At 68.4% G+C, this 22,676-nt stretch carries 24 protein-coding genes; 10 read left to right on the top strand and 14 right to left on the bottom strand.

Annotation, left to right across the window (positions count from 1 at the left end; translation table 11 throughout):
- Positions 1-18: 18 nt before the first annotated feature.
- The 4 genes from ileS to DJ029_RS04975 form a co-directional block, all read right to left on the bottom strand.
- Positions 19-2,985, bottom strand: a complete 2,967-nt coding sequence (gene ileS, locus DJ029_RS04990) for an isoleucine--tRNA ligase (protein WP_112321194.1) — start codon at positions 2,983-2,985, stop codon at positions 19-21.
- 266 nt (positions 2,986-3,251) lie between these two features.
- On the bottom strand, positions 3,252-4,259 hold the full coding sequence (locus DJ029_RS04985; RefSeq protein ID WP_112321193.1) for a YcjF family protein: 1,008 nt from the start codon (positions 4,257-4,259) through the stop codon (positions 3,252-3,254).
- Entirely contained in the window at positions 4,256-4,687 is a 432-nt protein-coding gene (locus tag DJ029_RS04980) for a GNAT family N-acetyltransferase (RefSeq protein WP_198671040.1), read from the bottom strand. The genes DJ029_RS04985 and DJ029_RS04980 overlap by 4 nt, the downstream gene beginning before the upstream one ends.
- A 38-nt stretch (positions 4,688-4,725) precedes the next feature.
- Entirely contained in the window at positions 4,726-6,144 is a 1,419-nt protein-coding gene (locus DJ029_RS04975) for a YcjX family GTP-binding protein (RefSeq protein ID WP_112321192.1), read from the bottom strand.
- Between the two features lie 100 nt (positions 6,145-6,244).
- Between DJ029_RS04975 and truA the strand changes: the two genes are divergently transcribed.
- Positions 6,245-7,018: a tRNA pseudouridine(38-40) synthase TruA gene (truA, locus tag DJ029_RS04970; protein WP_112321191.1), complete on the top strand. Its 774-nt coding sequence runs from the start codon at positions 6,245-6,247 to the stop codon at positions 7,016-7,018.
- Positions 7,019-7,028: 10 nt separating this feature from the next.
- On the opposite strand, the gene DJ029_RS04965 is transcribed toward truA, so the two are convergent.
- Both DJ029_RS04965 and pcaD read right to left on the bottom strand, forming a co-directional pair.
- A complete protein-coding gene (locus DJ029_RS04965; RefSeq protein ID WP_112321190.1) occupies positions 7,029-8,366 on the bottom strand; it encodes a class-II fumarase/aspartase family protein in 1,338 nt (445 codons plus the stop codon).
- Positions 8,367-8,369: 3 nt separating this feature from the next.
- Positions 8,370-9,167: a 3-oxoadipate enol-lactonase gene (gene pcaD, locus DJ029_RS04960; RefSeq protein WP_370445229.1), complete on the bottom strand. Its 798-nt coding sequence runs from the start codon at positions 9,165-9,167 to the stop codon at positions 8,370-8,372.
- A 49-nt stretch (positions 9,168-9,216) separates the two neighbouring features.
- Between pcaD and DJ029_RS04955 the strand changes: the two genes are divergently transcribed.
- From DJ029_RS04955 to hemF, 7 genes are all read left to right on the top strand, one after another.
- Complete coding sequence (locus DJ029_RS04955; RefSeq protein ID WP_112321189.1) at positions 9,217-10,140, top strand: DMT family transporter; 924 nt, start codon at positions 9,217-9,219, stop codon at positions 10,138-10,140.
- Between the two features lie 90 nt (positions 10,141-10,230).
- A complete protein-coding gene (locus tag DJ029_RS04950; protein WP_112321188.1) occupies positions 10,231-11,568 on the top strand; it encodes an NAD(P)-dependent oxidoreductase in 1,338 nt (445 codons plus the stop codon).
- Positions 11,568-12,392, top strand: coding sequence for a class I SAM-dependent methyltransferase (locus DJ029_RS04945; RefSeq protein WP_112321187.1), 825 nt, complete (start codon positions 11,568-11,570; stop codon positions 12,390-12,392). The genes DJ029_RS04950 and DJ029_RS04945 overlap by 1 nt, the downstream gene beginning before the upstream one ends.
- Before the next feature lie 62 nt (positions 12,393-12,454).
- Positions 12,455-12,805 carry a DUF1428 domain-containing protein gene (locus tag DJ029_RS04940; protein WP_112321186.1) on the top strand — a complete coding sequence of 117 codons (351 nt, stop codon included), beginning with the start codon at positions 12,455-12,457 and terminating at the stop codon, positions 12,803-12,805.
- A 16-nt stretch (positions 12,806-12,821) separates the two neighbouring features.
- On the top strand, positions 12,822-14,123 hold the full coding sequence (gene preA, locus DJ029_RS04935) for an NAD-dependent dihydropyrimidine dehydrogenase subunit PreA (RefSeq protein WP_112321185.1): 1,302 nt from the start codon (positions 12,822-12,824) through the stop codon (positions 14,121-14,123).
- Between the two features lie 78 nt (positions 14,124-14,201).
- Positions 14,202-14,582 carry a VOC family protein gene (locus tag DJ029_RS04930; RefSeq protein ID WP_112321184.1) on the top strand — a complete coding sequence of 127 codons (381 nt, stop codon included), beginning with the start codon at positions 14,202-14,204 and terminating at the stop codon, positions 14,580-14,582.
- A gap of 155 nt (positions 14,583-14,737) precedes the next feature.
- Positions 14,738-15,634 carry an oxygen-dependent coproporphyrinogen oxidase gene (gene hemF, locus DJ029_RS04925; protein WP_112321183.1) on the top strand — a complete coding sequence of 299 codons (897 nt, stop codon included), beginning with the start codon at positions 14,738-14,740 and terminating at the stop codon, positions 15,632-15,634.
- Positions 15,635-15,656: 22 nt separating this feature from the next.
- Here hemF and DJ029_RS22510 read toward each other — a convergent pair whose 3' ends face one another.
- The gene (locus tag DJ029_RS22510) at positions 15,657-15,830 is read right to left on the bottom strand and encodes a YjiS-like domain-containing protein (RefSeq protein WP_368854660.1); all 174 of its coding nucleotides are present in this window, start codon (positions 15,828-15,830) and stop codon (positions 15,657-15,659) included.
- A 72-nt stretch (positions 15,831-15,902) separates the two neighbouring features.
- On the opposite strand from DJ029_RS22510, the gene soxR reads away from it, so the two are divergent.
- Positions 15,903-16,358, top strand: coding sequence for a redox-sensitive transcriptional activator SoxR (gene soxR / locus DJ029_RS04915; protein ID WP_112321181.1), 456 nt, complete (start codon positions 15,903-15,905; stop codon positions 16,356-16,358).
- 96 nt (positions 16,359-16,454) lie between these two features.
- Positions 16,455-16,640 carry a hypothetical protein gene (locus DJ029_RS04910; RefSeq protein WP_157966270.1) on the top strand — a complete coding sequence of 62 codons (186 nt, stop codon included), beginning with the start codon at positions 16,455-16,457 and terminating at the stop codon, positions 16,638-16,640.
- Here the strand turns inward: DJ029_RS04910 and DJ029_RS04905 are convergent.
- The 7 genes from DJ029_RS04905 to DJ029_RS04875 all read right to left on the bottom strand — a co-directional run bounded on the left by DJ029_RS04905 (position 16,624) and on the right by DJ029_RS04875 (position 22,582).
- A complete protein-coding gene (locus DJ029_RS04905; RefSeq protein ID WP_112321350.1) occupies positions 16,624-17,010 on the bottom strand; it encodes a nuclear transport factor 2 family protein in 387 nt (128 codons plus the stop codon). The genes DJ029_RS04910 and DJ029_RS04905 overlap by 17 nt on opposite strands.
- Positions 17,011-17,077: 67 nt before the next feature.
- On the bottom strand, positions 17,078-17,662 hold the full coding sequence (locus DJ029_RS04900) for a LysE family translocator (protein WP_112321179.1): 585 nt from the start codon (positions 17,660-17,662) through the stop codon (positions 17,078-17,080).
- Between the two features lie 34 nt (positions 17,663-17,696).
- Positions 17,697-18,866 (bottom strand): CCA tRNA nucleotidyltransferase, encoded by a 1,170-nt coding sequence (locus DJ029_RS04895; protein WP_112321178.1) that lies wholly within the window; start codon positions 18,864-18,866, stop codon positions 17,697-17,699.
- Complete coding sequence (locus DJ029_RS04890; RefSeq protein WP_308860723.1) at positions 18,863-19,459, bottom strand: CoA pyrophosphatase; 597 nt, start codon at positions 19,457-19,459, stop codon at positions 18,863-18,865. Before DJ029_RS04890 ends, DJ029_RS04895 begins: the two co-directional genes overlap by 4 nt.
- Before the next feature lie 61 nt (positions 19,460-19,520).
- On the bottom strand, positions 19,521-20,504 hold the full coding sequence (hslO, locus tag DJ029_RS04885) for an Hsp33 family molecular chaperone HslO (RefSeq protein WP_112321176.1): 984 nt from the start codon (positions 20,502-20,504) through the stop codon (positions 19,521-19,523).
- A gap of 284 nt (positions 20,505-20,788) precedes the next feature.
- A complete protein-coding gene (locus DJ029_RS04880) occupies positions 20,789-21,769 on the bottom strand; it encodes an ABC transporter substrate-binding protein (protein ID WP_112321175.1) in 981 nt (326 codons plus the stop codon).
- 21 nt (positions 21,770-21,790) lie between these two features.
- Entirely contained in the window at positions 21,791-22,582 is a 792-nt protein-coding gene (locus tag DJ029_RS04875) for an ABC transporter permease (protein ID WP_232822987.1), read from the bottom strand.
- Positions 22,583-22,676 lie beyond the last annotated feature (94 nt).

Raw genomic sequence — 22,676 nt, 5'->3', positions numbered from 1 at the left:
CCCGTTTTCGTGGTCTCATCAGTCCAGCGCGGCGTCGCAGCGCGCGCAGGTCGCGGGATGCGCGTGGGTGCCGACATCGGGCAGGATCTTCCAGCAGCGCTGGCACTTGTCGCCTTCGGCCTTTGCGAAGACCACCGCTATTCCGGGCGCCTCGTCGAGGCGGAACGCATCCTCGGGGGCTTGCCCGTCCGCAAAGCGGATGCCGGAAGTAATGCAGAGGTCCGCGAAGTCGTCAGCGCCGATGCCCGACACGAGATCCGGATCATCGAGATGGACGACCGGTGCCGCTTCAAGGCTGGCACCGATGGTCTTGTCCCGACGCTGCACTTCCAGCGCGGCGGTGACCACCCGGCGAACGCGGCGCAGGCGCGCCCATTTGTCGGCGAGTGCGGGGTCGGCCCAGTCGCCTGGGGTTTCGGGGATGTCCTGCAGGTGGACCGAGTTGTCCTCACCGGGGAAGCGATCGAGCCAGACGTCCTCCATCGTGAAGACGAGGATCGGGGCAAGCCAGGTCGTCAACCGGTGGAACAGGATATCCAACACCGTGCGCGCGGCCCGGCGGCGCGCGCTGTCGGGCGCATCGCAGTAGAGCGCGTCCTTGCGGATGTCGAAGTAGAAGGCGGACAGGTCCACCGTCGCGAACTGGAAGATCGCCTGGAACACACCCTGGAAGTCATATGCCGCGTAGCCCTTGCGCACCACGCCGTCCAGTTCTGCCAGGCGGTGCAACACCCAGCGCTCCAGCTCGGGCATGTCGGCGGGGGCCACGCGCTCGCCCTCGTCGAACCCGGAGAGGTTGCCGAGCAGGAAGCGCATGGTGTTGCGCAGGCGGCGATAGCTGTCCGCCGTGCCCTTCAGGATCTCCGGCCCGATCCGCTGGTCGGCGGTGTAGTCCGTCTGCGCCACCCAGAGCCGCAGGATATCCGCGCCGTACTGTTTCACCACCGTTTCGGGCACGATCGTGTTGCCGAGCGACTTGGACATCTTCATGCCCTTTTCGTCCAGCGTGAAGCCGTGGGTCAGCACCCCTTTGTAGGGCGCGCGCCCCTTGGTGCCGCAGGCCTGCAGCATGGAGGAGTGAAACCAGCCGCGGTGCTGGTCCGTCCCTTCGAGGTAGAGGTCGGCGATCCCGTCCTTCGCCCCGTCGGCACGGTCGCGCAGCACGAAGGCATGGGTGGAGCCGGAGTCGAACCACACGTCAAGGATGTCGAACACCTGTTCCCATGCGTCATGGTCGTAGTCGTTGCCCAGGAAGCGCGCCTTCGCGCCGTCCTCATACCAGGCGTCCGCGCCCTCCTTGCGGAAGGCTTCCGCGATGCGGGCGTTCACCGCGTCGTCGCGCAGCAGGAAATCCGCGTCCGTGGGCTTCGCGCCCTTCTTCACGAAGCAGGTCAGTGGCACGCCCCAGGCCCGCTGGCGCGACAGCACCCAGTCGGGCCGCGATTCGATCATCGAGTGCAGGCGGTTGCGCCCCGTGCGGGGCGTCCATGTGACCAGCTGGTCGATGGAGTTCAGCGCCCGCTCGCGGATCGTCTTGCCGTAAGTGTCCATCCCGTCGTTCAGCGGCTTGTCGATGGCGGCGAACCACTGCGGCGTGTTGCGGAAGATCAGCGGCGCTTTCGAGCGCCAGGAATGCGGGTAGGAGTGCTTGAGCCGGCCCCGCGCGATCAGCGCGCCGGTTTCGGCCAGCTTGTCGATCACGCGCTTGTTGGCGTCCTTTTCGCGGCCCTTGTGATCGAAAATCACCGCGCCGCCGAAAAACGGCAAGTCCGCGCGGAAAGAACCATCCTCGAGCACGTTGTAGGTCATCGGCAGCCCATGCTCGACGCCGATGACATAGTCGTCTGCACCGTGGCTGGGGGCCGTATGCACGAAACCGGTCCCCGCCTCGTCCGTCACATGGGCACCGGGCAGCATGGGCACGTCGAAGTCCCACTCGCCTTCCGCCCCGTCCTGGCCGCGGAACGGATGCGCCAGGGTCAGCCCCTCCAGCTCGTCCGCGGAAACGGCGCGCACTTTTTCATAGGCGGAGACGCGGGCCTGGCCCATCACGTCCTCGACCAGCCGGTCCGCCAGAAGATAGGTGTCGTCCACCTTCGCCCAGTTGTCCTCCGCCGCCTCGGTCACACGGTAGAGGCCGTAGCTGAGCGTCGGGTTAAAACAGACCGCGCGGTTCTGCGGGATGGTCCAGGGCGTGGTCGTCCAGATCACCACCGTCGCCTCCTCGAGCTGTTCGCTCAGCAGGTCCTGGCCAAAGCCCTCGAACTCCGTCGGCTCGTCCAGGGGGGGCGGCGCATGGACCGCCTTCACCACGGGGAAACGGGTCCAGATCGTGTGGCTCTGATGCTCGTGGTACTCGACCTCGGCCTCGGCCAGGGCGGTCTTTTCCACCACGGACCACATGACGGGCTTCGAGCCCTGGTACAGGCTGCCGTTCATCACGAACTTCATGAACTCCTCGGCGATCACCGCCTCGGACTCGAAATCCATCGTCAGGTAGGGGTCCGCCCAGTTTCCGGTAACGCCCAGGCGCTTGAACTCCTCGCGCTGGATGTCGATCCAGCCCTCGGCGAACTTGCGGCACTCCTGGCGCAGCTCGATGACGGGGACATCGTCCTTGTCCTTGCCCTTGCTGCGGTACTGCTCCTCGATCTTCCACTCGATCGGCAGGCCGTGGCAGTCCCAGCCCGGCACGTAGCGGCTGTCCTTGCCCATCATCTGCTGAGAGCGGACAACGAAGTCCTTCAGCACCTTGTTCAGCGCGTGGCCGATGTGCAGATGGCCGTTTGCATACGGCGGGCCGTCATGCAGGACGAAGCTTTCGCGCGGCGCGGAAGCCGCCTTGTCGCGCAACCGGTCATAGATGCCGATCCGCGCCCAGCGCTCCAGCCACTCGGGCTCGCGTTTGGGCAGGCCGGCCCGCATCGGGAACTCGGTTTGCGGCAGGCTCAGGGTGTCTTTGTAGTCAGGCGTATCGGCGCACATCGGACAGCACTTTCAGATCATGGGATAACAGGAAGGATCGCAAGGGGCGGCGCGGCATGTCTCATACGCCTTTTCCCGGCCGCTCAGAGGATGAGCGCCGGGCACATAATTCGCGCTAGAAAGGCGTGATCCTGTCCCATTTGCGGGCTTATACCCCTCTCCCGTGATCCCGTCCAGAGAGGGTGGCGCGCCCCATCCTTGGTTTCAAAATATCCCGGGGTCCGGGGCAGCGCCCCGGTCCGGCGCCCGCAACCCGCGCCACGCCCTCACCCTTGCGAGAACATCCCCGTCAGCGCCCGCTGCACAAGCCGCGTCACGCGCGGGCGCGGCAGGGCGGCGAAGGGCATGGGGCGGCAGACCTCCATCGCGGCGATGCCGACGCGCGCGGTCAGCGCCCCGTTCACCACCCCCTCGCCAAAGCGGCGCGAGAGTTTCGAGACGACACCCCCGCCCGCCACCGAGGAAATCATGTCATCCCCCACCGCGACCGCGCCCGTGGCCAGCAGGTGGCTCGCCACCGCGCGCATCAACCGTAGGGAGCCGAAAGTCCCCGCGCGCCCGCCGTAGATCTCGGCGATGCGCCGCACCATGCCAAGGTTCGCGCTCAGCGCCACGGCCACGTCCACCAGCGCCAGCGGCACGATCGCCGTGGCGGCGGCGACAGTGCGCGCCGCGCGCTCCACCTCAGCGCGGGCGGCGGCGTCCAGCGGCGTCAGCAGCGCGGTTTCCGTCGCCTCCAGCAGCGCGTCCGCGTCCAGGATGTCGCCCTGACGCGCCTTCAGCCGCTCGCTTGGCAGGCGCAGGTCTTCGCGCGCGGCGTAAAGCGCCAGCATGCTGTCGGACACGGCAAGGGCGCGCGCCCGTTCGCGCCGCGCCGCCGGGTCCCCGGCACGCGTCTGCAGTGCATCCACCCGCGCCAGCCGCGCGATCCCCGCGATCTCGCGCAACGCCGCCAGCACTAGGCCAAGGGCAACGATCCCCGCAAGCCCCAGCGCCACCTGCCCCAGGATCGCGTTGCGCGCCAGCAGGCCGGTGACGAAATCCCAGAACGCCGCGCCTATCATCAGCGACAGCAGCCCCGCCACCGCCCACCAGAACAGCCGCGCCACCGGGCCGCGGCGGCGGGCGGCCAGCCGCGTGGCGGTGCGCATGGCGCGCCCCTCTGGCGGGCGTTCCTCCTCGGCCTCGGGGATGGGGGGCGCGTCGCTGACGGCGTGGTCTGCCGGGCCAAGGGCGTCGGCGTCGATGACGACGGGTTTCGGCGGTTTGCTCATGTCGGATCCTCCGCGCGCCAGCGATACTCGATATCGGGCAGCCCTTCCGCGTTGTCCGCGCCGTCGGTGCGGCGCACGGCGCGAAAGCCCTCGCGCTCGTAAAACGCCTGCGCGCCCGTGTTCGCCGCAAACGTCCAGAGCCGCAGAGCCGGGCGCCGCGCCTTCGCGGCGGCCAGCAGCCTTTGGCCCAGCCCCCGCCCGCGCATCGCCCGCGCCACGTAAAGGCAACTGACATACTCCCCGTCCAGCGCCACGAAGCCCTGCACCGGCGCGCCACTCACAAGCACGGTTTCCCGCGCGATCTTCTGCGCAAGAACCCCTTCCTCCGCCTCTGGCGGGTGGGCGCGCGGGAACCAGGGCGTCTCGGCGATCCACTCGCGCAGGATCGCAGCACAGGCCGGGGCGTCACCGGGCGTTGCGGGTTTCACGGCCCTTTCCGGGCGGGTCAGCAGGGAGCGCCAGTGTTTCACAGCAACCGGTCCCCCAGCAGGAATTCCGCCACCCGGTCCAGGCGGATATGGGGCGGCCCGTCGCCGGGGCGCAGGGACAGGCGGGGCGGGCGGAACTTCATCACCGCGAAATCCGCGTCCAGCCATTCCGCCGCGCCGGCCCGTGCGGGGGCCATCAGCACGCCCGGATCGTCGGGCAGCGCGCCCGCGAACATCGCCGCCTCGCGCCCCGTGTCCGCAAGCGTGCCGCGCACCGCGTCGAGCGTCTGGCCGTCGTGGGTGATCCGCTGCTCCACCGTGGCGCGCAGCGCGGCGATGGCGAAGCTCTCGGTCCGCGCGCCCCGGTAATCGGCCCGCGCCTTGGCGTCCTGCACAAGTTCGGCCATCAGCGCGGTCAGGTTGTCGTGCTGACTGTGATGCAAATGGTCCGCCTTGGTGGCGGCAAAGGCGATCTTGTCGATCTTGCGCCCCATAAGGCGGCTCAGCCAGCTGTTGGAGCCATGGCGGAAGCTCAGCAGGATGTCCGACAGTGCCACGCGCAGATCCTCCACCGCGCGCGGGCCCGCGTTGATCGCGCCGAGAGCATCGACCAGCACGATCTGCCGGTCCAGCCGCGCGAAGTGGTCGCGGTAGAAGGGTTTGACGACGATGCGCTTGTACGCCTCGAACCGCCGCGCGAAAGCCGCGTGAAGCGAGCCGCCCCCCGCCTTGGCCGGGGGCAGCGGCGCGAATGTCAGCGCAGGGGAACCCTCGAGGTCCCCCGGCATCAGGAACCGCCCCGGCGCGCAGGCGGAATACCCCGCCGCCCGCGCCGCGCCGAGGTAGGCGGTGAAACTGTCCGCCAAACCTTGGGCGCGCACCTCGTCAAGCGGTTCGGACGGATCGGCGGCATGTGCGTCGCGCAGCCAGCCGTCGGCCACCTCCGGGCGGCTTTCCGCCAAGCGCAGCGCGGCTTCAGACCATTCGGCGTAGCTGAGGTTCAGCAGCGGCAGGTCCAGCAGCCATTCGCCGGGGTAGTCCACCACGTCCAGGTGCACCGTGCGCGGGCCGGTGAAGCCGGTCAGGAACCCCGTCGGCGCATAGCGCAGCGACAGACGCAACTGGCTGATCGTGCGGGTGCTTTCGGGCCATTCGGGCGGGTCGGCGCGCAGCGCGGCCATGTGCTGCTCGAACGCAAAACGCGCCACGGCGTCATTGGGCTGGGGTTGCAGGAAGGCCTGCACCAGCCGCCCGTCCGCCGCCGCGCGCAATTGCGGCATCCGCCCCGGCGCAAGCAGGTTGGCGATCAGCCCGGTCAGGAACACGGTCTTGCCCGCGCGGCTCAGGCCCGTGACGCCAAGGCGGATGACGGGTTCGAAGAACGCTTCCTCGGTGCGGGTCTGCACGCGTTCAAGCTGGCGGGTCAAGCCATCGGTCAGATCGGTCAGCAGCGCCATCTCGTCCTTTCGGCCTTGGGGGGCTTATCGCATATAAAGCCACGCGGGGCGCATTTACAGGGGCTTGGCAAATCCCCGCCTGCGGAGTACGCCCCAGCCCATGCCACGCTACGCGCTTCTGATCGAATACGACGGCGGCCCCTTCGCGGGCTGGCAACGTCAGGCCGACGCCCCCTCCGTTCAGGGCGCGATCGAGGCTGCCTTGCGCAAGCTGGAACCCGACGCCCCCACCATCGCCGCCGCCGGGCGCACCGACGCGGGCGTGCACGCGCTGGCGCAGGTCGCCACCGTGGACCTGCGCCGCGATTGGACGCCGTTCCGCCTGTCCGAGGCGCTGAACCACCACCTGCGCCCGGACCCTGTCGCGATCCGCGCCGTGGCCATCGTGCCGTCGGACTTCCACGCCCGCTTTTCCGCGAAAGAGCGGCGCTACCTGTTCCGCCTGATCGTGCGCCGCGCCCCCCTGACGATTGAGCGGGGGCGCATGTGGCAGGTGCGCCAAAGCCTGGATGTGGAGGCAATGCGCGAAGGCGCGCGCCACCTGCTGGGGCGGCATGATTTCACCACCTTCCGCTCCGTCGCCTGCCAGTCGGACAGCCCGGTGCGCACGCTGGACCGGCTTGAGATCACCGAGCATCCCCGCGACGACGGGACCGAGTTCCGCTTCGACGTGCGCGCGCGGTCCTTCCTGCACAACCAGGTGCGCAGCTTCGTCGGCACGCTGGAGCGCGTCGGCGCAGGCGCCTGGCAGCCCGAGGACGTGGCCAAAGCGCTCGAGGCGCGCGACCGCGCCGCTTGCGGGCCGGTCTGCCCGCCGCAGGGGCTGTACCTGGCCGGGGTCAGCTACGATCAGGATATCTTCGCGGCGTCCTGACGGGGCGGACTCAGCCGTCTTCGCCCCGTGCCAGTGCCGCGAACCGGCGGGCGAAACGCGGCGCTTCACCGGCGTTCTTCAGCGGGTCGAACAGCGCCTCCCAGTCCAGCGGCGCGTCGCATTCCGCCTCAAGCACCTCCCGCAGGGGGCGGCCCGTGTCCAGCGCCGTGGCGCAAGCCGTTTTCACCATCGCCTGCGCTTCCGGCCGGGGCATATGTGCGGCCAGCGCGAAGCTGCACGCCTCGGCGAACATCACGCCGCCATGGGCCGCGAAGGGGCGCGTCATGGCCACGCGGTCAGGCACCAGCGTCGAGGCCAGATCCTGCGCGCTCAGCAGGCCGCGCCCGGCGAGCGTCAAGAGGGGCGGCAGCGTCAGCCATTCCTGCCCCCAGGCCGCGCCGTCGCGTTCATTCTCGAAGATCATCGCCTGGTGCAGTCCGGCCAGCTGCGCGGGGGCGGCGCGGCCAAGCTGGACCAGCAGCTCGGCCCCGACGGGGTTCTGCTTGTGGGGCATGGTGGAGGAGCCGCCCGCCGCCCCGGCGCGCAGCTCGGCCAGGTCGCTCTGGCTTTGAAACAGGATATCCGCGCCCATCTTGCCCAGCATCCCGGCCAGCATCGCGGCCCAGTTGCCCAGCTCGACAAGCGTGTCGCGCGCGCTGTGCCAGGGCATGTCCGGCACCCCGAGGCCCAGCGCCTTCGCCATGCCCGCCGCGACCTCGGGCCCCTTGCCGTCCATCGCCGCCAGCGTGCCCGACGCCCCCCCGAGCGAGACCACCAGCAGCCGCGGGCGCAATTCGGCCAGCCGCGCGCGGTGGCGCAGCAGCGGCATCCCCCAGGCGGCGACGCGCGCGCCAAGGGTGGTGGGCGTGGCGTTCTGCCCGCGCGTGCGGGCGGCCATGACCGTCTCCGCCTCGGCCTCGGCCAGGTTCCCCAGCGTGGCGATCAGCGCTGAGAGACGCTCGTCGTAGATCTCCACCACCCGGCGCAGGCGCAGGACAAGGCTGGTGTCCATGATGTCCTGCGAGGTGGCGCCGAAGTGGATCCAGGGCCCGATGCTGCGATCCGGCAACGCCTTGCGGAACGCCGCGACGAAAGCGGGCACCGGCACCCCGGCGGCGGCGGTGCCCGCGGCCAATGCGGCGGGGTCCAGCGCCACGGTCATCGCGGCGCGGTGGATGCCCGTCGCGGCGTCCTTCGGGATCAGCCCCGCGTCGCCCTGCGCCAGCGCCAGCGCGCCTTCCGCCAGCAGCATGGCGCGCAGGTCGGCGCTGTCGGTGAACAGCTGCGCGAGGTCGGGGTCCCGGTATTGCCCGCCCCACATCGGGCTGTCGAAAACGGATGTCGCCATGGCTCAGGTCCCTTCCGGCAAGGTATCGAGGAAGCCGCCGATCAGCGTCGCAACCAGGTCGGGCGCTTCGATACAGGGCAGATGGCCCGCGCCGGGGATCAGGCGGAAGTCGGCCCCGGGGATCAGCGCCGCAGTCTCTCGGACAAGGTCGGGCGGGGTCGCGCCGTCCATTGCGCCGCAAATGACCAGCGCGGGCAAGCGCAACCGGCTGGTGCTTTCCATCAGGTCGGTTTCCGCGATCGCCGCGCAACAGCCCATGTACCCCTCAGCCGGGGTATCGGTCAGCCGGGCCTGCCATAGTGCGCAAGCCTCGGGCTGGTCCCGGCGGAACCGGGGCGAGAACCAGCGCGCCATCACGTCCCCTGCAATCGCCTCAAGGCCGCCCTTGCGCACCGCGTCGATCCGGGTCTGCCACAACTCCGGCGTCCCGATCTTGGCGGCGGTATCGGCCAACACCAGCGCCCGCACGAGGTCCGGACGCTCGGCCGCCAACCCCTGCGCGACGATGCCGCCGATGGACAGCCCCACGACGACGGCGCGCCGCACCTTGAGCGTATCGAGCAGCGCGGCCAGGTCCGCCACGAGCGTGCCCATGTGATAGGGCGCGGGCGGCGCGTCGGAACGCCCGTGCCCGCGCATGTCATAGCGCAGGATGCGCAGATCCCCCGGCAGCAGCGGTAAAACCGCGTCCCAGACCCGCAGGTCCGTGCCGAGAGAGTTCACGAAAACAACGGCTTGCCCGTCGTCAGGCCCATCGATCAGGGCATTGGTGCTTATGTCGTTCGTAGGGATCATTTGCAGGGTCATACGCCATGATTGACGGCAATGGAACGAGCGGTCAAACAAAGGAATGACCGACACCCCGTCCGAGCCGCGCAGCTGGCGCACGCAATTGCCCGAGCGCCACGCGGCGCTGGGGCATCTGGCAATGCTCGCCTTCTCGGCGCTGGTGGCGGGGTCCTTCTCGCTCGGGGCGATGGCGGCGCCGCTGATCCACCCGCTGGCGCTGAACACGCTGCGCTTCGCGCTGGCGGCCCTGTTCATCGGCGCCGTGGTCTGGGCCGGCGGCATGGCCCGGAAGGCGCATTTCGCGGCCCCCTGGCGGTTCTTTCTGCTGGGCGGGCTGTTCGCGATCTACTTCAGCATGATGTTCTGGGGCCTGAAAACGGCGAAACCGGTCTCCACCGCCGCCGTGTTCACGCTGACCCCGATCCTGGCGGCAGGCTTTGGCTGGCTGATCATGCGCCAGGTGATGACGCGGCGCATGGCGCTGGCGCTGGCCATCGCGGCGGCGGGCGCGGTCTGGGTGATCTTCGACGCCGACTGGGCGCGCCTGGCGGCGTTCCGCATCGGGCGGGGCGAGGCGATCTTCTTCATCGGCTGCATCGCCCACGCGGCCTATATCCCGCTGGTGCCGCGCCTGAGCCGGGGCGAGCCGGTGCTGGTCCTGACCCTTGGCATGCTGATCGCGGCGCTCTTGTGCCTTGGCACCTTCGGCGCGGGGGCGGTGGTGCGGACGGACTGGGCCGCCCTGCCCGCGATCGTCTGGATCACGGTGCTCTACCTGTCGCTGTTCGCGAGCGCGGTAACCTTCTTCCTGGTGCAGTTCGCGGCCCTGCGCCTGCCCGGCGCGAAGGTCATGGCCTACACCTACCTGACCCCGGCGTGGGTGATCCTGTGGGAAGGCGCGCTCGGCCATGGCTGGCCAGCGGCGGGCGTACTTGCCGGCGTTGCACTGGTGGTGCTGGGGCTGCTGCTCTTGCTGAAGGACTGAGCGGCGGGCAATAATTTTACCAGTTGATAAATTTTTGAACCTGTGGGAGCCTTTTTCCAAAGAACAAGAACTTCAGGGAAAGGAACGGCCATGGTTTCCAGCAGCCACACCGACGGGATCGTGGCCGGACGGCTTCCGGCGGATACGCTTGCAGAGCAGTTCGGCGATCTACATCCCCCGCTCGACGCGCATGAGGCGGCGGTGGCGGCGGACCGGTGCTACTTCTGCCACGATGCGCCCTGCATCACCGCCTGCCCGACCGACATCGACATCCCGCTGTTCATCCGCCAGATCGCGACCGGCACGCCCACGGCGGCGGCCAAGACGATCCTGACCCAGAACATCCTGGGCGGCATGTGCGCCCGCGTCTGCCCCACCGAAACCCTGTGCGAGGAAGCCTGCGTGCGCGAAACCGCCGAGGGCAAACCCGTGCTGATCGGCCAGTTGCAGCGCTTCGCGACCGATACGCTGATGGAACGCGGCGAGCATCCTTTCACCCGCGCAGAACCCAGCGGCAAGAGCGTCGGCGTCGTCGGCGCGGGGCCCGCGGGGCTTGCGGCGGCGCACCGACTGGCCATGAAGGGCCATGACGTCACCATCTACGAAGCACACCCGAAACCCGGCGGGCTGAACGAATACGGCATCGCCGCCTACAAGACGGTAGACGGTTTCGCCCAGGCCGAGGTGGACTGGCTACTCAAGATCGGCGGCATCACCATCGACTACGGCAAGGCCCTTGGCCGCGACATCACCCTGGACGGACTGGCGGAAAAACATGACGCCGTGTTCCTCGGCATGGGGCTTGGCGGCGTCAACGCGCTCGGCGTGCCGGGCGATGACAAGGACGGTGCAGAGGACGCGGTGGATTTCATCGCCAGCCTGCGCCAGGCCGATGATCTGACCACGCTGCCGGTGGGCCGACGCGTGGTGGTCATCGGCGGAGGCATGACGGCGGTGGACGCCGCCGTCCAGTCCAAGCTTCTCGGCGCGGAAGAGGTGACGATGGTCTACCGCCGCGGCCCCGACGCGATGAGCGCGAGCAAGTTCGAACAGGACCTCGCCGCCTCCAAGGGGGTGCGGATCATCTTCAACGCCCAGCCCGTAGCGCTGCACGGCAACGGCGCCGTGGCAGAGGTGGAGTTCGCCTATACCCGCGCCGGGGAAACCGGGCTGGAGCCCACGGGCGAAACCTTCCGCCTGAAGGCCGACCAGGTGCTGCGGGCCATCGGCCAGTCGCTCGAAGACGCGCCCGAGGGCCTGCGCCTGGAACGGGGCAAGATCGCCGTGGACGGCACCGGGCGCACCACCCGCGCCGGGGTCTGGGCCGGGGGCGACTGCGCCAGCGGCGGCGACGACCTGACCGTAACGGCGGTGGCCGAAGGCCGCGACGCGGCCGAGGATATCGACGCAACGCTCAGAGGCGGCTGATGGACCTCGAGGCCGCCGTCGCAGCACATTACACGACCGACGACCTGCTCGGCCGGATCGAGGCGGCGCTGCGGGCCGACGGCAAGGACCCCGACAACCTGAACCCCGAGGACATCGTTCCGCTGGAACACATGCACACCGGCGGCCTGCGCGCCACGCGCGCGGCGATCACGGCGTTGCGCGTGACTCCCTCGGACCTGGTGGCGGACATCGGCTGCGGCATTGGCGGGACCACCCGCGAACTGGTGCGCCAGACCGGCGCGCGGGCGATCGGCATCGACCTGACCCCCGACCTGGTCGCCGTGGCGCGTGAGCTCAGCCGCCGCACCGGCTTCGCGGACAAGACGGAGTTCCTGGTCGGATCGGCGCTGGAGCTGCCGCTGAAGGACAACTCGGTCGATGCGGCGATCATCATGCACATCGGCATGAATATCCGCGACAAGCGCAGGATGATCAGCGAGGCCGCGCGCGTGCTGCGCCCCGGCGCGCCGCTGGCCCTGTGGGACGTGATGCTCGGCGACGTCTCGCTGCCCGTCCGCTTCCCGGTGCCATGGGCGCAATCCGAGGCGACCTCGCACCTCGCCCCGCCGCAGGACTACCGCGAAGCCGCCGCCGAGGCGGGCCTACACCCCGAGTTCGAACAGGAATACTACACCGAAACCCTGAGCGCCGGGACCAGGACCGATCCGGCCAAACCGCCAGCTCCGCTCGGCCCGCACCTGATGATGGGCGCGAACGCCCCCGAAAAGATCCGCAATCACAAGGACAACATGAACGTCGGGGCCGTGGTCCCCGTGCAGATGCTGTTCCGCAAACCTGACTGAAAACGCCGCCCGTGGTATACTTTGCCCCCGCAACCGGCCCGAAAGAAAAGGAAGCGCCCGACATGTCCTACGTCATGTGTTACGCCGCCGCCGTACCGACCACGCAGAAGGACGCCTATGTCGCGCATGCCCGGCAGGCCGCCGACGTGTTCAAGGAGCACGGCGCCACGCGGGTGGTCGAATGCTGGGGCGACATGGTGCCGCCGGGCACCATGACATCCTTCCCCCGGGCCGTGCAGGCCGGCGACGACGAAACCGTGGTGATCGGCTGGCAGGAATGGCCCGACAAGGCCACCCATGACGCGAACATAACCGCCGCGATGAATGACCCCCGCCTGCGGGACATTGGCGACATGCCCTTCGACGGCAAACGCATGATCTTCGCCGGCTTCGAGGTGATGCTGGATCTCTAACCCAAGGAGTGTGGCCATGGCCGATCTCAGAACAGACTTCGTGGGCATCAAAAGCCCGAACCCCTTCTGGCTGGCCTCCGCCCCGCCGACGGACAAAGAATACAACGTCCGCCGCGCGTTCGAGGCGGGCTGGGGCGGCGTCGTGTGGAAGACGCTCGGCCTCGACCCGCATGTCGTCAACGTGAACGGCCCCCGCTACGGCGCGGTCTGGGGCGCGGACCGCCGGCTTCTGGGCCTGAACAACATCGAGCTGATCACCGATCGCCCGCTCGAAACCAACCTGCAGGAAATCAAGGCCGTCAAGCGCGACTACCCGGACCGGGCCATGGTCGTCAGCCTGATGGTCCCCTGCGAGGAAGCCCCCTGGAAGTTCATCCTCGAAAGAGTCGAGGATACCGGCGCCGACGCGGTGGAACTGAACTTCGGCTGCCCCCACGGCATGAGCGAGCGCGGCATGGGCTCCGCCGTGGGCCAGGTGCCGGAATACATCGAAATGGTGGCGCGCTGGTGCAAGGCGAACACCCGCATGCCGGTGATCGTGAAGCTGACGCCCAACATCACCGACATCCGCTACCCCGCGCGCGCCGCCCACGCGGGCGGGGCGGACGCGGTGAGCCTGATCAACACCGTCAGCTCTATCACCTCCGTCAACCTAGACACCTTCAGCCCCGAACCCTCGATCGACGGCAAAGGCAGCCACGGCGGCTACTGCGGCCCGGCGGTCAAACCCATCGCGCTGAATATGGTGGCCGAGATCGCCCGCGACGCGGAAACCCGCGGCATGCCGATCAGCGGCATCGGCGGCGTCACCACCTGGCGCGACGCGGCGGAATTCATCGCGCTCGGCTGCGGCTCGGTCCAGGTCTGCACCGCGGCGATGACCTACGGCTTCAAGATCGTTGAGGAAATGATCTCCGGCCTGTCCGAATGGATGGACGAAAAGGGCTACGAGTCCCTAGCCGACTTCCAGGGCCGCGCGGTGCCCAACGTGACCGACTGGCAGTACCTGAACCTGAACTACGTCGCCAAGGCGAAGATCAACCAGGACCTCTGCATCAAGTGCGGGCGCTGCTACGCGGCCTGCGAGGATACCTCGCACCAGGCGATCTCCATGTCGGCGGACCGCACCTTCGAGGTGATCGACGAGGAATGCGTCGCCTGCAACCTCTGCGTCAACGTCTGCCCGGTGGAGGACTGCATCACGATGGAGGAAATGCCCGCCGGCGCGACGGACCCGCGCACCGGCCGCGTGGTCGAGGATACCTACGCCAACTGGACGACGCATCCCAACAACCCCTCCGCCAAGGCGGCGGAATAACGCAGACCCGGCGCGCTCCTCCATTGCGGCGGGGCGCGCGACGGCACTATCATGGACCTCCACGGAAAGGGGCTGCCCATGATCGAACGTTTGGACCACCTGAATATCCGCACCGCCAACCTGGACCGGATGATCGCCTGGTACCGCGACATCCTCGGGTTTGAAACCGGCCCCCGGCCCGGCTTCTCCATCCCCGGCGCATGGCTCTACGCCAACGGCCAGCCCCTCGTCCACCTGGTCGAGGTGCCGCAAACCCCAAGCGACCCCGGCAAGGACCTGAAGCTGGAACACGGCGCCTTCCGCGCCACCGGCTACAAGGACTTCATCGCGAAGCTCGACGCCGCCGGGGAACGCTACCGCATCGTCGAGGTGCCGGATTTCCCCATCGTGCAGGTCAACATCTGGGATCCCGACGGCAACCACCTGCACGTGGATTACGACACTGCCGAAATGGCCTGAAAACGCGCGCCCCCCTCCAAAGTCCACAAATATCCCGGGGAGCACGAGGGGCTGGCCCCTCGTTCCCCCGCCGCACCCGGGCGCAACGCCGCTCCGGTTGACACTTCCCCCACCACCCCTTTGAGTAAGCGCATCTTCGCGCAAGGAACCCACTGATGAGCTCTGACGACTTCGACACCCGCAAAACCCGTGCCAGCACCTGGTTCGCAGAGTTGCGCGATGCGATCTGCACCGCCTTCGAGGGGTTGGAGAACGCCCAGGACACCGGCCCCCACGCGGACAAGCCCGCCGGGCGCTTCACCCGCAAGGAAACCCGCCGCGCGGGCGAAGGGGACGAAGACGCCGGCGGCGGCGTGATGTCGGTGATGCGCGACGGGCGGGTGTTCGAAAAGGTCGGGGTCAATATCTCCACCGTCTACGGCACGCTGGGAGACGCGGCGCGCCGCTCGCTGACCGCGCGCAAGGAAATCCCGGGCCTCGACCAGGATCCGCGCTTCTGGGCCGCCGGGATCAGCCTGGTTGCGCACATGCAAAGCCCGAAGACCCCCGCCGTGCACATGAACACGCGGATGTTCTGGACCCCGGGCACCTGGTGGTTCGGCGGCGGCGCGGACCTGAACCCGATGGTCGAGGTGGCGGAAGATACCGCCCATTTCCACGCCGCGCTGAAGGGCGCCTGCGACGCCCACGACCCGGAGTATTACCCCCGCTACAAGGCCTGGGCGGACGAGTATTTCATGATTAAGCACTGGAACGAACCGCGCGGCGTTGGCGGGATCTTCTACGACGATCACTGCACCGGCGACTGGGAAGCGGATTTCGCTTTCACCCGCGACGTCGGCACCGCTTTCATCGATGCTTTCGTGCCCCTGGTCGAGCAGCGCATGAAGGAACCCTGGACCGAAGCCGACCGCGACTGGCAGCTGGTCAAACGCGGGCGCTACGCCGAGTTCAACCTGGTCTACGACCGGGGCACCCAGTTCGGCCTGCACACGGGGCACAACCCCGAAGCCGTCCTGATGAGCCTGCCGCCCGTCGCAAAGTGGCCCTGACGCCGCCGATCACCACCTGCGCTTACCACCGGCGGCCCTTGCGCAGTCTGCCGGGGTCCAGGCCAATGTCCCGCAACATGTGATCGGACAGCTGCGCCAATCCGTGACGCTGGCGCGCTGAACTGTCCAGTCGCATAAGCCGGGCGATCAGGCCCAATCGCTTGTGCCGGGGCGGGGCATCGGCGGGGTCGCGCATCATCCTATCCTTTGATCGAATCGCTCTGATGTGCCTAACCTGCCACCTCAAGCGAACTTGAGGTCAAGACCCATGCCCCCACGCAAACCCGTAGCCGCCGACCTGTCCGTCGGCGCACTGGCGTCCCGCGCGGGCGTACCCGTATCCACGCTGCATTATTACGAAAGCATCGGGCTGATCGCGGCCTGGCGCACGGCGGCAAACCATCGCCGCTATGACCGCACGACACTCCGGCGCGTGGCGATCATCAAGGCCGCGCAACGCCTTGGCGTGCCGCTCGCGGAAATCGGCCAGGCGCTGGACGCGCTGCCCAAGGGGCGCACGGCGACCGCGGCCGACTGGGCCGCGATGAGCCGTGTCTGGGCGGGCGAGCTGACCGACAGGATCGAGCGTCTGACAAAGCTGCGCGACCAGCTCGACCATTGTATCGGCTGCGGCTGCCTGTCCGTCTCGGACTGCCCCCTGCACAACCCCGGCGACCAGCTCGGGGACGAGGGCAGCGGCCCCCGACGGCTGGATCCGGATTAACCCCAATCAACAGCTCACGACCGGGGCGCGATGCCGCAGCGCCCTGCAGCCCGCGCGCGCTACGTTCCACGCATCACCGAAGAGGGGATGCACCGGATGTTGTTTGAATGGATAGAATTCCTGGGCTGGGGCTGGCTGATCGCGGCGCATATCGCGGCGTTCGGCCTGCTTTTCCTGCCCTTCCTCGTCTCCCCCTTGATCGAGGTCGTGGAACGGAACTGGCTCGCGCGCCCGGCCACCAGCCACGCGCGAGAAGAGGATCCGCCTAGCCCGCCGACATGAAGAACGCCTCTGCAATGATCTTGCCCGCGTCATTCAGCGTATAGAGCGCGACCTCCTTCATCGCCTGCCGCTGGCCGGAGGCCGTGTGCGTGGCGTCGATCTCGAAGATCACAGCGAAACTCTTGTCGCCGTGCAGGTAGGGCCCGTCGACCGTGATGCTGTGCACCTCGAAATTCTCGGCCCACCAGGCGTGCTTGCCCCGGATCGCGTCCACCCCATTGCTGAGCGGATCGCCCCCGTCCGGCCCCGGCCCCGCCTCGGTCGAGGTCGCATCCAGCGCGTACAACTCGGACAGGCCCTTCGCCTCCTGCCCGGTGCGGCAATAGTCCACCAGCGTGCTGGCCACGGTCTTCAATGTATCGACAGACATGACTTCCCCCCCCATATGTTCGCGCAATGTTCTCACATTTTCGACGATTCGGGAAGAAAAGCCGCGCCTAGAGGAAGACCAGCAGGCCGGACGCCGCCAGCGCCCCAGCCATCACGGTCATGAACCCGCGCCACAGGGCGGGCCGCGTCAGGAACCGGGTCAGGCTGTGCCCCGCGAAGGTCCAGAACAGGCAGACGCCCAGGTTGATCCCGGCAAACGCCACCGCCAGCCGCGCGCCCTGGCTCAGCGGCACGCCGTCGCCCGGGAACAGCGTGGCCGCCGCCAGCGCGATGGCCCAGACCTTGGGGTTCACCCATTGGAACAGCACCGCCTGAAGAAAGGTGAAAGGCCGCGCATCCGGGTCCGCCTCCGCCATGCGGGAGGATCGGAACAGCCGCCACGCCAGGTAGAAGATCCACCCAGCCGCTATGACCTGCAACACCAGCCGGATGCCTGGCAGGCGGTTCAACACCTCGGCCAGCCCCAGCCCGGTCAGCCCGGCAGTGATCCCGACACCCGCCGCCACGCCCAGGATATGCGGCAGCGTCGGTTGGAATCCGAACCGCGCCCCCGAGGCGATGAGCATGACGACATTCGGCCCCGGAGAGAACAATCCGGCAAAGACGAAGGCGTAAAGCGGGTCGAGGATCATGGGCGGGGTCCGGTATGCTGACGGGCATCCTTGCTCAGACGCGGGCGCGGCTGTCAATCTCCAGCAAGGCGTCGCGATCCAGCGTGAAGCCGCTGTCCCGCCACGCCGCGCGCAACGCTGCAAGCGCCGCGCCCAGCGCGGGGCCCTCGCCGTAATGCCCGATCAGGTCCGCCGCGCTCAGCGGAAAGCACGCGGCGGCCCCCTTGGCGATCCGCGTCCGCCAGTCCTCCGGCAGCGCCTGCCCATCCGCCGCGCGCAGCAGCGCGCCCTGGGTCGCGATATCCGCGCCCTTCATTTCCGCGACCACCTCCAACGGCGTGGCCGAGGCGCGGACCTCCGCCATTGCCGTCAGCGTCGCCCCATCCCGGCGCGACAGCCGCAAGGACTCGAGCGGCGTGTCGCCGCCAAGGCAGGCAAGGCGGCAGCGCCAGTCGGGCGTGACTCCTTCCGCCTGCTCGACAGCGATCAGCCGGGGCAACACGCCTGGGTCCGCGCCGGGAAGCGCGGCCTGAAGCACCCCCGCCCCGGCCATCGATTGCACGGCGACACCGGGGTCCGGCGCGGCCAGCAGCTTCGTCATCTCGGCCCCGATGCGCTCCCTGCTGACGGGGCGCAGGGCATCGCCCGCCGCCGCGATGGCGGCGAAACCCTGCTCATCCGGGGCGGAGCCGGCGGGGCTGTAATGCGCGAAAAAGCGGAAGAAGCGCAGTACGCGCAGGCCATCCTCGCGGATCCGAAGGGAGGCGTCGCCGATGAAGCGCACCTTGCCCGCGCGCAGATCCTCCAGCCCGCCCAGCGGATCGATAACAGCGCCGTCGCGATCCGCGTAGAGCGCGTTCAGCGTAAAATCGCGCCGCGCCGCATCCTCGGCCAGAGTTTCGGAAAAGGCGACCGTGGCGCGCCGCCCGTCGGTGGCCACGTCGCGGCGGTAGGTCGTCACCTCGACCGGCATGCCGCTCAGCACGGTGACGGTGCCATGCTCGATCCCGGTCGCGATGGTCTTCAGCCCCGCGCCGTCCATCGCCGCCGTCACCGCATCGGGCGGGGCGTTGGTCGCGACATCGATATCCGTCACCGCCCGCCCGAGCAGCGCATCGCGCACCGCGCCGCCGACGTAATAGGCCTCGAACCCCGCATCGCACAGCGCATCCAGCACCGCGCGGGGGCCCGTATCCCTGATCCAGTCGGTGTCCAGCCGGGTCACGCGCCGCTCACCCGATCCGATAGGCCCTTCAGCATCCGCGCCGTGGCGCCCCAGATGTAATACGGCCCCCAGGGCACGGCGTAGTAGCGCCGGTCGATCCCGTTCCAGCGGCGCGTGTGGGTCTGGTAATGCGCCGGGTCCAGCAGGAACCACAGCGGCACCTCGAACACCTCCGCCACCTCCGCCTCGGCGGGGTGGAAGTCCGCCGGGCCCTCGATCAGGCCGATATGGGGCTCCACGTCGAAGCCGGTGACCGTCTCATGCCGGTTCAGCACGCCTAGAGGGCTGACCACATCGCGCGGCAGGGCGATCTCCTCCTCCGCCTCGCGCAGGGCGGCGTCCCAGCGGGTCGCGTCGTCGGGGTCCACCCGCCCGCCGGGAAAGGCGATCTGGCCGGGGTGGTGCTTCAACCGGCGCGAGCGGCGCGTCAGCACCACCTGCAAACCGCTGTCCCGCTGAAGCAAGGGCACCAGGACGGCCGCCGGCTTCAGCTTGCGCACCGGCGGCAGCCCGGCCCAGATCTCGGGGTTCAGGTCGTAGTCGGAACTCTTTTCCAGCCCGGGCGCGGCAAGCGCCCGGGACAGGGTATCCACGGTAAGCGGTCCATCCAGCATGGGGTTCAAGATGTGCCCTGCCCCGCGCGCTGGCAAGGGGTCACCGCTTGGCCTCGAACCCCAGCTCGTCGGGCTCGAACTCGTAATGCGCGCCGCAGAACTGGCAATCGGCGGTGACCTTGCCGTCCTCCGTCGTCATGTGCCCGATGTCCTTGGCCGAATAGATCGACAAGGACTGGATCACCTTCTCCGGCCCGCAGGTGCAGCCGAAGCGCACCTGCTGAGGGTCGAAGACGCGCGGCTGCTCCTCGTGGAACAGGCGCAGCAGCAGGCGATCCGGGGTGACATGCGGTCCCACGAGCTCGGTCAGGTCCACCGTATCCAGGTGCAGGTTGACGCGGTTCCAGTTCTCCGCCTCGTCCCCGCCCAGGATATCGTCCCGGGTCAGCAACCCGCCCTCGCCGGTGGCCTCCCCCTTGGCAAAGGGCGAGGCCTTGGGCATGTGCTGCAACATGATCCCGCCAGAACGCCAGGTCGACTCCTGGCCCGGCACGAAGGACTCCGCCATGCCCAGCGTGAAGCGGGTGGGCAACTGCTCGGACTGCGCGAAATACGTCTCCGCACAAGCGGCGAGCGAGCCCCCGGCAAGCGGCGTGATCCCCTGGTATGGCACCATGCCCTGCCCCTGGTCGATCAGGATGGCGAACATGCCCTTGCCGATCCCCTCGAAGGGCGTGCCCGTGTGGTCCGGCAAACGCGCCTCGTCGAACGAGGCCCAGGCCCGGATACGCCCCGGCTCGCCCTCCTTCTCGGGGCCGTAGTAATCGGTGGCGATCAGCCGGATCGGCCCGTCGCCGCGGATCTGCAACGACAGCTTCCAGCGCAGCTTGATGGTCTGCCCGATCAGGGCGGTCAGCAATGCGGCCTCGGCCACCAGCTCCGCCACCGGGGCGGGGTAATTGTGCTGGCTCAGGATATCCTGCAACGTCCGGTCCAGCCGGATCACGCGGCCGCGCATGTCCACGGCGTCCAGCTGGAACGGAAGCACACTGTCATCCCAGGCGATCTGCTCTGCGTTGGTCATCGGGGCCTCCTGTTCGCGGCTGAGTATGGCCAGCGCGCCATCGCGCCGACAAGTCGCTCCACATAGGCAACGTTATGCCGCTTGCCAACCCCGGGGACCAGCCGCCGCGGGCACCGCCCCCGCGCCGATCGATATCGCCCCCCACTTTACTCCCCAAATACTCCCGCCGGAGGCAACGACAACCACCACCCGCACCCCCGTCCGCCAATGACAAGACCCGACGCCCCCAAACAGCAAAGGGCCACCCAGCGGCGGCCCCTCCCCTTTTCCGGCACGAATTGGCTTCAGTTCAACGCCGCATCCGTGATGACGTGGGTCCAGGCGCCCTCCGGCTCCTTGGTGATCACCGGGTCGGAACCACCGCCCAGCAGTGTGGCCACCGTCCGCTCGTAATCCGCCGGGTCAAGCGCCCCGTTGGAACCGGCGGTCAGCTTCGCGATCTCGCCCATCATCCGCTTCTGGTGCTTTTCCGTCTGCGCACCCGTCGCGTCGTTGTCCAGCACGATCTCCGCCGCCTCGTCGGGGTTCTCCTCGGCGTATTTCCACCCCTTCATGGAGGCGCGCACGAACCGCACCATCTTGTCCACGAAAGCGGGGTCCTCCAGGTTCTCCTCCAACGCATAGATCCCGTCCTCAAGGGTCGCCACGCCCTGATCCTCGTACTTGAAGGTGACCAGCTCCTCGGGCGAGACACCCGCGTCCAGCACTTGCCCGTACTCGTTGTAGGTCATGGTCGAAATGCAGTCCGCTTGGCGCTGCAGCAGCGGGTCCACGTTGAAGCCCTGCTTCAGCACCGTCACCCCGTCGTCCGAGCCGTCGGTGGGAATGCCCAGCTGGCTCATCCAGCTCAGGAACGGGTACTCGTTGCCGAAGAACCAGACGCCGATGGTCTTGCCTCGGAAATCCTCGGGGGTTTCGATCCCGGTGTCCTTCCAGCAGGTCAGCATCAGCCCGCTCGACTTGAACGGTTGCGCGATGTTGACCACCGGCAAGCCCTTTTCCCGCGCCGACAGGGCCGAGGGCATCCAGTTCAGCATCACGTCCGCGCCACCACCCGCCAGCACCTGGGGCGGCGCGATGTCCGGGCCGCCGGGCTTGATGGTGACGTTCAGGTCCTCTTCCTCGTAGTACCCCTTGTCGAGCGCCACGTAATACCCCGCGAACTGCGCCTGGGTGACCCATTGCAATTGCAGCGTGACGTCATCGGCCGCCTGGGCCCCACTGGCGATTCCCAGCCCGAGGGCGGTGGCAAGAATCTTCTTCATGACTTCTCTCCTTGTTGAACCTCAGCCCCGGCGCTGTGACGGGTGCCAGAACGTGGCCGCTCTCTCCAGGAGCGTTACCACGCCGTAAAAGGCAGAGCCCGCAAGGGCCGCTACCACGATCTCGGCCCAGACCATGTCCAGCGCCAGCCGCCCCACCTCGGTCGAGATGCGAAAGCCCATGCCCCGGATGGGAGAGCCGAAGAACTCGGCCACGATGGCGCCGATCAACGCCAAAGTGGTGCAGATCTTCAAACCATTGAAAACGAAGGGGGCCGCGGCTGGCAAGCGAAGTTTGACCAGCGTCTGCCCATAGCTCGCCGCGTAGGTGCGCATCAGGTCGCGCTGCATCGAATCCGTCGCCTTCAGCCCCTGCACGGTGTTGACCAGCATCGGAAAGAAACACATCACCGCGACAACGGCGGCCTTGGATTGCCAGTCGAACCCGAACCACATCACCAGGATCGGCGCCGTGCCGATGATCGGCATCGCCGCCAGGAAATTGCCCACCGGCAACAAGCCGCGCTGCAGGAAGGGCGAGCGGTCAGAGGCCAGTGCCGTCAGGAACCCCGCGCCGCAGCCGATGATATAGCCCGACAACGCCCCCTTTACGAAGGTCTGCACGAAGTCCTGCCACAGGATGTCCAGGCTCGACGCGAACCGCACCGCGATGGCGCTGACCGGGGGCAGGATCACCGCGGGCACCTCGTAGGCGCGGGTGCCCACCTCCCACAGGACCAGCAGGGCCAGCCCCAGCAAAACCGGCGGCAGGACCCCGCCCCGCCCGGGCCGTTGCACCCGGCCGGCGATCAACATCAGGATCGCCAGCACCGCCAGCAACCCGATACCGAAGGGCGCGAAACCGGTGCGCCCCTCGACCAGCATCAGAAGCGCGAGGACACTCAGCAGA

Source organism: Oceanibium sediminis (genome assembly GCF_003265325.1).
In the GTDB taxonomy this organism is placed as follows: Bacteria; Pseudomonadota; Alphaproteobacteria; order Rhodobacterales; family Rhodobacteraceae; genus Halovulum; species Halovulum sediminis.
The sequence above is the reverse complement of the archived record's forward strand: the minus strand, read 5'-3'. Positions and strand labels throughout refer to the sequence as shown.

Coding starts and splice junctions, on each gene's coding strand:
- ileS (WP_112321194.1), bottom strand. CDS start 2,985: ATGTGCGCCGATACGCCTGACTACAAAGACACCCTGAGCCTGCCGCAA.
- DJ029_RS04985 (WP_112321193.1), bottom strand. CDS start 4,259: ATGAGCAAACCGCCGAAACCCGTCGTCATCGACGCCGACGCCCTTGGC.
- DJ029_RS04975 (WP_112321192.1), bottom strand. CDS start 6,144: ATGGCGCTGCTGACCGATCTGACCGATGGCTTGACCCGCCAGCTTGAA.
- truA (WP_112321191.1), top strand. CDS start 6,245: ATGCCACGCTACGCGCTTCTGATCGAATACGACGGCGGCCCCTTCGCG.
- DJ029_RS04965 (WP_112321190.1), bottom strand. CDS start 8,366: ATGGCGACATCCGTTTTCGACAGCCCGATGTGGGGCGGGCAATACCGG.
- DJ029_RS04955 (WP_112321189.1), top strand. CDS start 9,217: ATGACCGACACCCCGTCCGAGCCGCGCAGCTGGCGCACGCAATTGCCC.
- DJ029_RS04950 (WP_112321188.1), top strand. CDS start 10,231: ATGGTTTCCAGCAGCCACACCGACGGGATCGTGGCCGGACGGCTTCCG.
- DJ029_RS04945 (WP_112321187.1), top strand. CDS start 11,568: ATGGACCTCGAGGCCGCCGTCGCAGCACATTACACGACCGACGACCTG.
- DJ029_RS04940 (WP_112321186.1), top strand. CDS start 12,455: ATGTCCTACGTCATGTGTTACGCCGCCGCCGTACCGACCACGCAGAAG.
- preA (WP_112321185.1), top strand. CDS start 12,822: ATGGCCGATCTCAGAACAGACTTCGTGGGCATCAAAAGCCCGAACCCC.
- DJ029_RS04930 (WP_112321184.1), top strand. CDS start 14,202: ATGATCGAACGTTTGGACCACCTGAATATCCGCACCGCCAACCTGGAC.
- hemF (WP_112321183.1), top strand. CDS start 14,738: ATGAGCTCTGACGACTTCGACACCCGCAAAACCCGTGCCAGCACCTGG.
- DJ029_RS22510 (WP_368854660.1), bottom strand. CDS start 15,830: ATGCGCGACCCCGCCGATGCCCCGCCCCGGCACAAGCGATTGGGCCTG.
- soxR (WP_112321181.1), top strand. CDS start 15,903: ATGCCCCCACGCAAACCCGTAGCCGCCGACCTGTCCGTCGGCGCACTG.
- DJ029_RS04910 (WP_157966270.1), top strand. CDS start 16,455: ATGTTGTTTGAATGGATAGAATTCCTGGGCTGGGGCTGGCTGATCGCG.
- DJ029_RS04905 (WP_112321350.1), bottom strand. CDS start 17,010: ATGTCTGTCGATACATTGAAGACCGTGGCCAGCACGCTGGTGGACTAT.
- DJ029_RS04900 (WP_112321179.1), bottom strand. CDS start 17,662: ATGATCCTCGACCCGCTTTACGCCTTCGTCTTTGCCGGATTGTTCTCT.
- hslO (WP_112321176.1), bottom strand. CDS start 20,504: ATGACCAACGCAGAGCAGATCGCCTGGGATGACAGTGTGCTTCCGTTC.
- DJ029_RS04880 (WP_112321175.1), bottom strand. CDS start 21,769: ATGAAGAAGATTCTTGCCACCGCCCTCGGGCTGGGAATCGCCAGTGGG.
- DJ029_RS04875 (WP_232822987.1), bottom strand. CDS start 22,582: ATGTTGATCGCCGGCCGGGTGCAACGGCCCGGGCGGGGCGGGGTCCTG.